Origin of the sequence: Halobacillus sp. BAB-2008 (assembly GCF_000328325.1) — a bacterium.
GTDB lineage: Bacteria > Bacillota > Bacilli > Bacillales > Halobacillaceae > Halobacillus.
Genome location: NZ_ANPF01000013.1, coordinates 72719 through 85540 on the forward strand (window position 1 = coordinate 72719; position 12822 = coordinate 85540).

Consider the following 12822-nt stretch of genomic DNA (forward strand, 5'->3'; position numbering starts at 1 on the left):
GAAGAAAACAATAAAAAGCACCTCCAAGCATATGGAGGTGCTTCCTATATTTTCAACGGAATCAAAACTGCCCGTTTAATTTAGGAAATAAACGCATGGCATTATTATAAAAGACGTTTTCTACATGAGCAGAAGGAAGAAAGGAACCGATGAATTCTGCGTACGGCTTCATCGGAGCGAGCGGCCAATCCGATCCGAACAACAGTTTCTCATAATGACCACAGTACGTAAGGGCGTGACGGACGTGGTCGAAATAATTATCTACCTGTTTCCCTGCAAGTACCGCTTTCGTGCCTACCACCCAGCCCGACAAATCCGCATACAAATTCGGATTCTTATAAACCAGTTCTGCCCCGGTCAGTACCCACGGATCACCAAGGTGAGCCATCATGAACTGGACATCTCTTCTCTGCACGGCCGTTTCATCAAGAGTCAGCGGGTGTGAGTATTTTAATAATCCTCTCTCTGAATACGTATCTCCTGTATGAAAAACTACCGGAACATCATAAGCCGCGGCCAGGTCATACACAGGTTGATAGACAGCGTCGTATGCATAGAAAGGGTAATAGCCCAAATAGATTTTTATGCCAACCACGCGTGGTTCTTTCAAACGTTGTTCCAACTGGTCAAGAGCGGACGCATCGAGATGATAAGGATTTATCCCTGGACACTCCAAAACATTCGGAGGAAGCACTGGTTCCAAATCCAATGACATCGGCGTCTTTGTCCTGTGATCGGGAAACCCACCGGATTCTGATTCCGTCACCCCCATACCTATCGCATAGAGAGCATCGGCTTCTGCCATCTCTTTCTGTAGGCCGAGACCGGAATAATCGACATGGGAAAGCTCTTTTGCCGTTTGTTCAAAGCTCCGGATCGCTGAAAAGTGGATATGCGCATCAATAATCTGCATCGGCATTGTCCCTGAACGCTATTTTCGGAAACGAGGAACGATCTTTCGCTGCTATCTCCCCAAACATAAGCACAGAAGGATCGGTGGTCACCCTGCCCTTATCCGCCGCCCTCCAGCTCCTTTTCGCTGCTAATAGAAGCACCTCTTTATTCATATAAATATCCGCCCCTGACGCATCTTCCGGTATAACCATCGTCATCGAATTTCCAGTATCTTTCGAACCGATCCGTGCAATATCGGATACAGAGAGATCGAATTCCTCGACGCCTGCATAAAAGGTCTGCGGCGGACCATTCGTATCTATGACAGCATAACAGGAGTCCAGGTTGTCCGATGGTTTCCAAAAGGATTCCATTGTCAGCTCATCTTCCGTAAATGTCCGACCAGAGTCTTGTTCTATATCGGCGTAGGCGGCTACCACCGGGACTTCCGGCAGTGTCAGCATATATTGATGAAGGGTGGTGCCCTTTCGCTCCTTATGCACCTGGAACGTAGTGCTTAAACAGATCCCTTCCCAAATGGATCCCTCCTGGTCTGTCCTCTTCACCTGCGTGACCCTTGTCTCTTCCTTTAATATTGAGAAAGGATTGACACCGCGCAGGCTGTAGCGCAGTCCCCCTCCCCATGGATTCCACCAGGACTTCGGCTCGGCTTGAGGATATTGGTGGTGAAGGAACTCCCGTCCATCCACAACCAAGGAGAAAATGCCTGGGAAATAAGCAGAAGATGCCTTATAAGCCAGGACACCATTCTGTACAGTCCACACGCCGTCCTTTTCCGACACTTCGACTTGCTTCGCTCCCTTGACCAGTTCCACTTTATGAAATTCCGTCTCCCTGCCTGACGCCTGATAGAATCCTTTCACCTCATAAATGCCCGCCTGACGTGTTTGAAAGGAGAGGTCAGCCTCGTGCCTCTGATCCGCTTTGTCTATGGGTCTGCTTGCTATCTCCTGCCGTCGCTCCACTCGGAACGTTCCATCCAAATAAGAGTTCATCCGGGACTGCAATGTATAAACGACGTCTCCTCCTACCATTGCTGTCGAGTCTGCCTTCATATCAAATAAAGGGACAATCGGCAGGATCTTTCCAGTGCTTCCTTCCGAATACCGGCGCCATTCAAGCCAATCCCGATCTGTCTGAATGCCTATTTGAAGGGGTCCGATCCGGCACGCCTCACCGGGATGCAGCACGTCCGTATAAGACTCCAAACTGAATTTCCAATCATCCTTTCTTCCCTTCCAATCATCGGACCAGGCATAGCCTGTCGTTTCTCCTGTCCGAGGAGAAGTGAACAACCAGTTCTCAGAAAGATCTTTTATCGGAAGGTCATCGACGAAAGGCACGAGAGAATCATCAGCGGTTAGGGCACCATCAGCTACCGGCATCACCAACCCTTCGAACTTTGGATACACAGGCTGGAGTAGAGAGACAGCCTCCTTGGCTTCCAGTCCTTCATTAATTAATTCGTGATAGACTTTCACCAATCCATCCCCATGTAAATGCATGTACACATTCATCCGCAGCCCTGTCATACTGTCGGATATCATCGTTGTTTTCAGGACGATGCATTCCGGAAGCTCAATGAACTCGACATCATGAATCATTTTTTTCGAGAATTCTTCTGTGTAAGGGAGTCCCAGCTTTGGCGTCATCAGGACGACCGGCTCATTAACAGCGCCTGTCTTTCCGATTTCTACAATATGATTCCTCTTTTCCACTTTAAGGAAAAAAGGGCCGTTGTAGGCATACATATGTGTATCCGATTCCCCGCCGAATTTTGCCCCTTTTCCGGGAAAAGAAGCGTGGAGAAAGGAAGTGAACTTTAGACTTTCCCCATCAGGAGCTTCCATCGTCACATGGATGTTTCCTTCAAGACAGCCATTTCTTACAAGTCGGACAGGTACAGGAACAGAACAGCGGCCGTTCGCTTCCACAAACGTGCGGATTACCTTCTCCTCCCAGTCGATCAACGGCTGGTTCGGAAGGTGGATTGTCCAGTGGGAAGGCTCTTTCCATTCACTCTCTAAATCGAGATAAACGGTCTCTTCTTCCCCCGGCAGCCAATGGGCCTTAAGCGTCCGGACACGCACCCGGCCTGCTTTCACCGGAAAGAACCCCATCCGAAGCGGTGTCATACACCCATTTAATTCTATATCCATTCCGGCGACAGGGTGCGCCTGCCACGGGTTGGGAGCAACACCGGCCGCCTCGACGTCGAGTGGGACCGTTTCTTTCCACTCATCACTCACCTGTACATCCTTCTGCCATCCTTGCCGGACAGAGGTATCCCCGGCTCCACGCAAATGAACGGTGAGAGGCTCCGGATCATAATTCCGAATCCGGTATGTAATCGAACTGTCTCCTCCCTCCAGAACTCGAAAATCAGAGGCAGTCATTTCCACCAGTAAACGCTCTGTTTCCACCAGTCTGATTTTTCGCCCCGTCCGCTCAAATTGGACCCGTACATACGAGCCGTCTGCTTCCCACTTATATTCATAGCACGTATGTTTTCCCTCTTCGATGCCATCAGGTCTTACCTCAATGAGACGACTGCTCGTTTCGTACCAATCGTTCTTCTCGAAAAAGGGCTTCAGCATCTCCAACTGGAGGATGGACGGGAGGAAGTTCATCAAGTGAGTCGTATCATCCCTGTCCTCCCAAAAGAAACCGCACTTCTTGTACAACGGGACAGCTTTCGTATTTCCGGGCCATGTAAATAAGTCCAGTCGAGGCCAGCCGTAGGCAACGGTTTGGTCGATAGCTTTCTTCAGCAGCATCTTACCGATCTTCTTCCCATGATAATCGGGATGGACATTCAAGAGTGGGATATAGAGCGCTCCTTTGTCTTCTCTGTACTCGGATAGTCCGCAGTAACCGACGACTTCTTCCTCAATCACGGCAAGAAAAAGGTTGAGGTTCGAAGATTTCCCCTCTTTCTCCATCACATCTTCTTCCGTCGTTACAGCCGAATCTCCTCCCCATTCGTCTCTACTCTCATTCCACATCTTCGCAATCCCTGCGGCATAACGATCTTCATACTCCATGACTTTCACCTGATTTAGCGTCTGCATAACAGCATCCTCCATTTGGGAAAATTTACTTTTCTACCTATCAGTGTAGAAGTATCTAATAATAAAGTAAAGAATATTCCGTCAAATACACTTTTTAAACTGAATGGTGATTCATTGTATGGTAGACTATAGAGAAAAGGAGGCGGTCTTATGAAGATTGGAGACACATTCAGGAAAGAAAGAAGCTTTACGAAGGAGGAAGTGCTGGCTTTTGGTGAATTATCTAAAGACCAGGGAAGGCATCATCTGGAAGAGAACGAACAAGGACAGCTGATGGTCCACGGTTTACTGACTGCCAGCATCGGAACAGAAATCGGCGGCGACCTGAACTACATAGCGAGGAATATGGACAGCGAATTTCTGCGGCCCGTTTTCACAGGAGATCTCATTACGTGCGAAGTCATGGTGACAGATGTCGAAGTGCTTGACCAAAAGACAAGAGTGGCGATGTCGTCCGTTTATCGTAATCAAAAAGGAAAAGAAGTACTCGTGGGTTCCAGTAATGGAGTCATACTGAATCAGGCATAAAAAATAACAGCACGATATACGTGCTGTTATCCCTCAATTTTAGCGGAAGCGACACCAAGCAGAATGCCGAGGACAGCTCCTCCAAGCACCTCGACCGGCTGATGACCGAGGAGTTCCTTCAATTCTTTATCCCGTTCGACGAATTCAAGACTTGGGAAATCCCCGGAAAGCTGGGCGACGTTATCCTCTAGGTCATTGACAAGCTGGGCAATCTCTCCGGTATGACGCCTGATCCCTTGAGCATCATACATGACGATGACACCGAAGATTGTCGCGAGCGCCGTCTCCGTATGTCTCGAACCGCGGTTGGATGCGATATAAGAAGCAAGTGCCGCCACTCCGGCAGAGTGGGAACTCGGCATCCCCCCTGTCGTAGCGACCTGTTTCCAATCCCACTTCCCTGTCAGGCGCTTATGTGTCAATATCTTCAACCCTTGAGCAATTCCAATAGCTGAAAGGGCTGTAACGATTCCCCTGTTCATTTTCTGCATGATCGTCCTCCTTCACAAATACCACTCTTCTTTTCATTACCCGAAGCACAAAGTTTTATGCAGCAGACTCCCACTTTTTCATTAGAAGAGCCTGCTCCGGGGAGCAGGCTCTTTTGTTTCAGTGAGTCGTATTCATTTCATAAATCTGCATGGATTTAATGGTGACCTCTCCATCTTTACTGTACATTTCCAATCCGTTGCTTTCCATGAACGGGAAGATCCGGTTCGTCATAACCTGCCGTCCGCCATTTGCGAATAGTTCCACAGAGGAACGATCGACAAACAAATGAAGCTTCACTGTTCCATCCTCTGCAGAAGAAGGAGCACGGTACACCCCGGGGAAGTTCTCATGAAAGTCTGTTTTCCCTGAATCCGCACGGTCTGTGAATACAAGATCATTTTTCGCATCGTAACCGACGATAGTGCCTTCTTTCAAATCATCCGAGTTGCGGACCCGGAATCCAAACTCTCCAGCAGACCCGACTTCAAATTCCGCTACGATTTCATACGTCTGGGATTCTATATCAGACAGAGGTTTCGCTCCACCCAATGTCTCATCCGTCGTTTCGTATAAAAGATCCCCGCGCAGCTGCTCCAATTCCGGAGCCGGCTGTTGGACAAGCTGCACCTCATCATTCTTATCTTTCGTAAGCGTCACTTCTCGAGGAATGGACATCGCTCCGCGCCACGGGTCGGTCGGAATATCTGCCGCATACTCCCAGTTGCTCATCCAGGCCATCCAAACGGTGCGGTCGTCCATGCCGTTAAAGGCTTGGGCAGCGTAAAAGTCCTTGCCGAAGTCAACCCAGTTAATGTCGTACGTCTTCTCCTGACGAATGAACTCTTTCCCGTTAAAGTCACCGAGGAAGTACTGCCCTCCTGATCCACCGGCGATGCTGCCGGGATTCATATCCACCTGAAGGACCCAGCGGGTGTCCTCTTCGTTACCGTCGACGGGCAGCTCGAACAGTTCCGGGGTTTCCCAGACACCGTCCTGGGCGCCGACATTCCCGAACTCGCTCAGGTACTCCCAGTCCACCAGGTTTTTAGATCCATAGAACATCACTTTCTTGCCGGCGGCAAGCAGCATGATATACTGCTCTGATTCTTCGTGCCAAACGACCTTCGGATCACGGAAATCCTCTATATCAGGGTTCGGGACGACTGGATTCCCCTCGTACTTCGTCCATGTTCTGCCTTTATCCGTACTGTAGGCGATACGTTGATCCTGCACGTCTCCTGCACTGGTGTAAAAAGCGATTAAACCGCCTTCTCCATCCGGGAAAAGTCCACTCTTATTGTTTTCATCAGCGATAATACTGCCCGAGAAAATCATTCCATTCTCATCAGGCGTCATCGCCACTTCTTCTTCTTTCCAATGGACAAGGTCTTTACTTGTCGCATGGCCCCAGCTCATATTACCGAACTGGTCCCCTTCCGGATTGTACTGATAGAAAAGGTGGTATTCCCCTTCATAATAAACCATTCCATTCGGGTCATTCATCCAGTTCTCTGCCGGAGTATAATGGAATTGAGGGCGGAATGATTGATCATATTCAGCAGGTATCTCCTGATTTCCAACTGGATTTTCTAGATTTTCCTGATTTTCCGATAGATCCTTGTTCCCCTCAGAGGAGATGTTGGCGATGAGATAGATGAGAAGGGCTATCAATAGAAGGACGATTCCTCCAAGTAAGGTGAATCGCATTTGTTTCGACATGTTAAACCTCCTGCCTTATTGTCAGACGTAACTTTAAATAAAGCCTCTCCACCTTAGTGAAGAGGCTCTATTTATGCTTTCAGACTGTTATCCGTTATGCTTTGGACCTTTTCCTTTGTGCTTCCCATTTCCTTTTTCATCCGAGATGACTCCAGGATCAAGGATGTCTTTGATTTTCGTCTTCTTACCACTCAACTGCAGCTCTACGGTCGGTGCCAAAGTCCCGCCGAAGTGATCGAACTGGTAAGCTTCGGACTGGCTGCCGATTTCATCGATGGTCAAGCCGTCCAAGTCCGCGAAGTTTGCGAAGCTGATGACTTTCCCGTCCGGCATTACGGTCCAGGAGTATGTCTGGTAAGGTTCATCTGCCGGGTTGGTCAACACGAGTCCACTTTCATTAAGCGGTTCGTAATCCCCTTGCAGGTCTTTGGCATAAAAGCCGTACAGGCCATCTTCTCCGCTGATTCCCGGAGCGAACTTATTCGTATGAGTGCTTGTGAACAAGTAATATTTTCCACCTTTAACAACGATGTGCGGACGTTCCAGCTCCTGGTTGACCTCTTCTGCCTCCAGAAGTGGATCCTGTGCCTTGAATTCCGTTAATTCGTCGTTTTGTGCTTTAGCAATTCCGATGCTTCCGTTATAAAGAGTCGATTCGGACTGCTCTTTTCCGTCTTTCTCAGCGCGCTCTGCAGGAGTTCCACCGGAGTTCGCTTCAAAGAGAATATACTCTTCCTCTGTCTTAGGATCCTGGAAGAACCATGGATCACGGAAAGTATAAGCGATGTCTCCCTCTTCGGACTGTTCCATCGTCTGGTACGTTTCGCCATCCGGCTCGAGAATGACTTCATGGTCGGACCAGTTATCGAAAGAAATCTTTCCATATCTGGACTTGATATCTGCGGAAGCCGTCGCCAGTCTTTGCTCATACGACAATTTCTCTTCGCCTTTGCGTCCTGTCGCTGTATAGAACATGTGAAGCTCTCCGTCATCTACCATAGCAGAGCCGGCCCATTGACGGGAACCCAGTGCTTCACCGTCTTCAAAGACTTTACCGCCAAGCTCCCAGTCTCCTCCATCTTCACGATAGAAGTAACGGATTTCAGCAATGTCATGGCGCTTGCCAGGAAGGACATCCGCCGGTGCAGTCAGTGAGAAAATAATTTCCTTTCCATCTATTTTCGCAATGGATCCGTCACGTTCTCTCAGCGGCCATGTGTCCCAAATATGAAGGTCCGGAGCGATTTTCTTTATTTCTTTCAAATCGATTTCGTCGACCGTGTTATCCTTGGTACGCTTGAATTTATCTGCGTCTTCAGCAGACCATTCCGGTGTCTGCTCTTTCTCTTCGTTCTCGTCTTCCTCTTTGTTATCCGGGTACTGGATCTGCCCGTCTTCCAATTCGCCAACGATCTTTGTTTCGTCACCATCCAGATCCAATTGCAATGTAGGAGCAAAGGATCCTCCTACTTGATCTTCTCCGTTCTCATCCTTGTATTCATTCACGAATGAAATGACGTTCTCATTCGGAAGAACGGCCCAGGAGTATGCTTGGAATGGGTCATCTTCCGGATTCGCTACAACCAAACCGTTGTCATTAAGCGGTTTGTAATCCCCACGCAGGGAGTCATTAACAAAACCGTAAAGTCCGTCCGGCCCTTCCAGTCCAGGAGCGAAGGTGAATTTGTGACTGATGGTAAACAAATAATAATTGCCGTCTTTATAAACTAAGTGTGGTCTTTCCAACTGTTGGTTTACACAATCTGCTTCCAACAGTGGAGGCAGCAGTTCAAAATCACTTAAATCTCCGTCATCAGCAACGGCGATTCCCACGTTCCCATTATAATCTTCCGCACCTTCCGGAACATCATGATTCTTCTGGAAGGATGTACTTCCGATATCTCCAGCTTCACATGCTTTTTCCGTACCTCCGGAATTTCCTTCGAACAACAGATATTCTTTGCCGGATTTCGGATCTTTGAAGAACCATGGATCACGGAAAGAGTAGATGATATCTCCTGTCTTCTGTTCCTGTGTTTCATAATACTTTCCATCTGCTTCCAGCAGAATTTCATGCTTTCCGGAAGGGTTCGCTTCCACCCCGTTCTCATCTGTGTCGAAAGTCAACGTCGTACGAGCCAACCTCTGCTCATATGTAGTTTCCTCATCAGACTTTCTTCCAGTTGCTGTGTAGAACAAGTTGACCTTTCCGTCTTTCTCCATCATTGCAGATCCAGCCCATTGGCGGGAGCCGTATGCTTTGTCAGGATCATAAGCAAGGCCGCCAAGTTTCCAATCCTTGCCGTCTTTAGAGTAGAAGTAACGGATCTTCGCAACATCGTGACGTCCGTTCCATGTATAATCTTTCGAAGCCGTCAAAGCAAAAATGATTTTGTAGCCGTCGATTTCAGCCAGTGAACCATCGCGGTTCCTCAACGGCCATGTATCCCAAATCCAATAATCTGGTGCTACGTCCTTGAAGTTATCAATATTTTCCGGTGTATTTTCAGGCGTATTCTTATAGTTTTGCGCCATTTCTCTTGTCCAGTTTGCTGTATCATCCTGCTCTTTGGCAGAGACCTCTGTCTGTAACCCCACGAACAGACCGAGAAGCATGGTCAAGATCACACCGACTTTCGAATATGTCATTCCTTGTGAATGCATTCGAACATCCCCTCCTCAACAATTCTCGAAAAAGTTTTTTTACGTCCTCATATTACGGATTGTAATATAGTTGCGCAAACCCATAATCAAGACAGTCCGTATGGATTATGTCCGTTGACAAACCAAGGATGAAACCCTTTACTTTTCAATTGCAAACGGTTTTATGACAAAGTGAAAAAATTACCTGCGATCTATAATTGTAAAAAATTTATAGGGAATCGTTCACACATCGCTGTCAGTTTGTGGATGTTATGTAACAAGAGGAGGATAAGCTCGTTACATTGCGTCAAAACACCTGTTACATGATTGTAAAAAAACAGTCGGTAAAGAGGTTTTCACTCCTCTTCCGACTGCTTGTATCAACTTTCCTTCAACTCTCTGCGAATGAGATATAAGAAATATGGGACACCGATAATTGCCGTCAAAATACCAGCAGGAATTTCAATCGGCGGACGTATGGTCCTGCCTGCCGTATCTGCGACAACCAAAAGGAGCGAGCCTAGTATCATGGATCCGGGAAGAAGATATTGGTGTCTTGATCCGAAGATCCCTCGTGCCATATGGGGAGCGACCAGACCGATAAAACCGATGGCGCCGATCGTTGCAACGGCCGCCCCTGCCAATGCCACTGCAAGTGTTAACAATAATAAACGCGTAGATCGGACGTTCATACCCAAACCGATAGACGCTTCTTCGTTCAGGCTGAGAATATCGAGCCTGCGATAAAGAAGGAGACAGGTTGGCAGCAGGACGGTCATCCAGGGAAGGAGACCATATACATCATCCCACCCTTTCCCCCATAAACTCCCGGCCAGCCACACAAGGGATTCATTCGCTTCCATCGGGTATTTTGTCAGAATATACTCTGTCAATGCCTGGAATCCCGCACCCAGACCTATTCCAATCAATGCAAGCGTTGCTGGGTTCATCCCCGATTTCCTCGCTAACGCTACAAGCAGGACGGCAACGAGCGCAGCTCCGAAAAAAGCGGCTGCCGGCAGGAGACCGATCGGTGCCTGTGGGAGCAGTATAAGAACAATGACAGCGAATAAACCGGCACCATTTGTCAATCCGACGACGTCCGGCGAGATGAGCGGGTTGCGGATCACTCCTTGGAGAATTGCTCCGGAAACAGCAAGTCCTGCACCTCCCAAAACAGCGATAACCGTCCGAGGCATGCGAAGATTATTAATCAAAAAGGAGAGCTGTTGATTCTCTTCTGTCCAAATGGCCAACGTTTCTCCGGGTGTAACATATACCGTTCCGAATCCAAGAGATAAGAAGGCAATCCCTGCTAGAAGGATGGTAAGAAAGACAAGTATCGCCTTCGACTTATAATCCCGACTTCTTTGTTGTTTCCTATTCATTGTTCCTCTCCTTTCCCGGCGTTGTTTCTTGCGAGATACAGGAAGAACGGAGTTCCGATCAGCGCTGTTACAATCCTACGGGTGATTCATAAGGATACGCGACGTACCGTGAGACGACATCCGCATACAAAAGCAGCACCGCTCCGGCAAGCGCGGAAACCGGTATTAAAATCCGATGGTCCTCGCCAACCAGCTTCCTGGTAATGTGGGGAACCATCAGTCCGATGAATCCGATTGCGCCTGCCACCGCTACCGCAGATCCTGCGAGCAGGATGACGGCGATACTCGCTGTGATTCTAATCCGTTTCATTCCTTGTCCCAGCCCGATTGCCACTTCTTCTCCAAGTTGAAAGATCGACAGGGAGCGTGACAGAAGAAACGCTGCGACAAGACCGATGATCGACCATGGCAGGATCACGCGGACGTCTCCCCAGGATGCTCCGCTGATGGAACCGGACAGCCAGGAGAGTACATCGGATATCTCTTCATTGAAAATAATCAATCCTTTTGTCATGGAAGAGAACAGCAGGTGAACAGCCATACCTACAAGAGCAATCTTGACATTGGTCATCCCCCGGGAAGAAGAAAAGGAAAAGACGACGAAACCCCCGAACAAGGCACCTGCGAAAGCAAAATAAACGAGGTTTGTGCTTCCGATCGACGGAAGGAAAACGATGGAGGCCACAACGACAAGCGATGCTCCGGCGTTTACACCGAACACTTGTGGAGATGCCAGCGGATTTCTCGTAATCGCCTGCATAATGACACCTGCTACAGCCAGGTTCGCTCCGAGCACGACGCTGAGTACCGCTCTCGGAAACCTGAGCGTCTGGAAAACGAGCAGCTCTTTCGTTTCCTCCCCCTGCCACCATTGCTTTATTATCGTTCCGGCATCAATTTTCGTAAGTCCAGTGAATAAACTGAGCGCTACTCCTCCAATCAAAAGGACAAGCAATAGCCCTACCGTCAGGCTGACTCTCTTTCCGGACGGGCGGTCATGGATACCTTCCATCTTCCATTCCTCCAATCTATACAAAGAAAAAAGCCAGACACAACATCTGGCTTTCCTCCCGCTGCCTATTTGTCATACAGGATTTCCGTCGCTTCATCTACAATACGTTCCGCTGACTTTAAGCCTCGATAGCGCGTCCATAAAGCACGATCGACTTCGTAGATTTCTCCGTTCTTCACGGCCGTAATGTTGTTCCATAGCGGGTTCTGCTTCCACTCTTCCAGAAGCGCTTCATCTGCTTCCACCAGGAAGATGACATCCGGGTCCCATTCCACCATCTGTTCCAGGGTGATTTTCACTGTCGGTTCCTTGGCATCTTTGATGGCGTTCGGAATACCGACCTGACTCAAGAGCTGGCCGTCAAAGGATTCCGCCCCGTGCGCACTCAAAGAATCAGAACGGAAGACGCCGAGCATAATTTCCCTGTCTTCGTCCGGATCGACTTCTGATTTATAGCTCTCAATCGTCTTCTTATGCTCCTCGAGACGTTCCTCTGCTTCCTTCTCTTTGCCTACAGCTTTACCGATTGTTGAGAACGATTCCAGATTCTCTTCATATGTAGAGTTCCTGCTCTTTAACACAATCGTCGGTGCAATTTCCTGCAGCTGATCGTATATCGCGGAGTGACGATTCTCATCGGCGATAATCAAGTCCGGCTGCAGCGAAGCGATCACTTCCAAACTTGGCTGCTGTCTAGTTCCGACAGACGTATAGTCGATTTTCTCACCAAGCAAACCTTCCACATCGTCATCGTTCTCATGAGCGATTCCAACCGGTGTCATACCAAGCTCCCATAAGCTGTCGACAAAGGAAAATTCGAGAGCAACTACACGCTCTGGAGTTCCTTCTATCTCCGTCTTTCCCAGCTGATGTTCAATCGTTCTTGTGCCTTCCTTCGAATCTCCTTGATCTTCCTGATTTGCGGATTCAGCGCCGCATCCAGCAAGAACAAAACCGGCGATACAAAAAATAGTAACTAACCAAAACTTCGTTGCTTTCACTTTGACTACCTCCAACTTCCAACATCTATAATGATAATCATTCTTAATTAACT

At 48.4% G+C, this 12822-nt stretch carries 8 protein-coding genes and 1 pseudogene; 1 reads left to right on the forward strand and 8 read right to left on the reverse strand.

The features are described from left to right. Window positions 1-61: 61 nt before the first annotated feature. Entirely contained in the window at window positions 62-913 is an 852-nt protein-coding gene (locus D479_RS04070; RefSeq protein WP_008633974.1) for an amidohydrolase family protein, read from the reverse strand. After that, the gene (locus D479_RS04075) at window positions 900-3986 is read right to left on the reverse strand and encodes a GNAT family N-acetyltransferase (protein ID WP_008633976.1); all 3087 of its coding nucleotides are present in this window, start codon (window positions 3984-3986) and stop codon (window positions 900-902) included. The genes D479_RS04070 and D479_RS04075 overlap by 14 nt, the downstream gene beginning before the upstream one ends. A 150-nt stretch (window positions 3987-4136) precedes the next feature. Here D479_RS04075 and D479_RS04080 point away from each other — a divergent pair, with 150 nt between their 5' ends. Beyond that, window positions 4137-4514 (forward strand): MaoC domain-containing protein dehydratase, encoded by a 378-nt coding sequence (locus D479_RS04080; protein ID WP_008633978.1) that lies wholly within the window; start codon window positions 4137-4139, stop codon window positions 4512-4514. Between the two features lie 26 nt (window positions 4515-4540). Here D479_RS04080 and D479_RS04085 read toward each other — a convergent pair whose 3' ends face one another. From D479_RS04085 to D479_RS04115, 6 genes and pseudogenes are all read right to left on the reverse strand, one after another. Further along, window positions 4541-5005: a divergent PAP2 family protein gene (locus tag D479_RS04085; protein WP_008633981.1), complete on the reverse strand. Its 465-nt coding sequence runs from the start codon at window positions 5003-5005 to the stop codon at window positions 4541-4543. Window positions 5006-5123: 118 nt separating this feature from the next. Beyond that, window positions 5124-6725 (reverse strand): glycoside hydrolase family 32 protein, encoded by a 1602-nt coding sequence (locus D479_RS04090; RefSeq protein WP_008633984.1) that lies wholly within the window; start codon window positions 6723-6725, stop codon window positions 5124-5126. 87 nt (window positions 6726-6812) lie between these two features. Then, window positions 6813-9389: a glycoside hydrolase family 68 protein gene (locus D479_RS20995; protein WP_008633986.1), complete on the reverse strand. Its 2577-nt coding sequence runs from the start codon at window positions 9387-9389 to the stop codon at window positions 6813-6815. Window positions 9390-9748: 359 nt separating this feature from the next. Further along, on the reverse strand, window positions 9749-10756 hold the full coding sequence (locus D479_RS04105; RefSeq protein WP_008633988.1) for an iron chelate uptake ABC transporter family permease subunit: 1008 nt from the start codon (window positions 10754-10756) through the stop codon (window positions 9749-9751). Continuing rightward, window positions 10753-11768 (reverse strand): annotated as a pseudogene (locus tag D479_RS04110) (iron ABC transporter permease). Before D479_RS04110 ends, D479_RS04105 begins: the two are co-directional and overlap by 4 nt. A gap of 65 nt (window positions 11769-11833) precedes the next feature. Then, window positions 11834-12769 carry a Fe(3+) dicitrate ABC transporter substrate-binding protein gene (locus tag D479_RS04115; RefSeq protein WP_236096537.1) on the reverse strand — a complete coding sequence of 312 codons (936 nt, stop codon included), beginning with the start codon at window positions 12767-12769 and terminating at the stop codon, window positions 11834-11836. Window positions 12770-12822 lie beyond the last annotated feature (53 nt).

Bases quoted from the DNA above. Each gene is read 5' to 3' on its own strand.
- D479_RS04070 (WP_008633974.1), bottom strand. From the start codon at position 913: ATGCAGATTATTGATGCGCATATCCACTTTTCAGCGATCCGGAGCTTT.
- D479_RS20995 (WP_008633986.1), bottom strand. From the start codon at position 9,389: ATGCATTCACAAGGAATGACATATTCGAAAGTCGGTGTGATCTTGACC.
- D479_RS04105 (WP_008633988.1), bottom strand. From the start codon at position 10,756: ATGAATAGGAAACAACAAAGAAGTCGGGATTATAAGTCGAAGGCGATA.
- D479_RS04085 (WP_008633981.1), bottom strand. From the start codon at position 5,005: ATGCAGAAAATGAACAGGGGAATCGTTACAGCCCTTTCAGCTATTGGA.
- D479_RS04090 (WP_008633984.1), bottom strand. From the start codon at position 6,725: ATGTCGAAACAAATGCGATTCACCTTACTTGGAGGAATCGTCCTTCTA.
- D479_RS04075 (WP_008633976.1), bottom strand. From the start codon at position 3,986: ATGCAGACGCTAAATCAGGTGAAAGTCATGGAGTATGAAGATCGTTAT.
- D479_RS04080 (WP_008633978.1), top strand. From the start codon at position 4,137: ATGAAGATTGGAGACACATTCAGGAAAGAAAGAAGCTTTACGAAGGAG.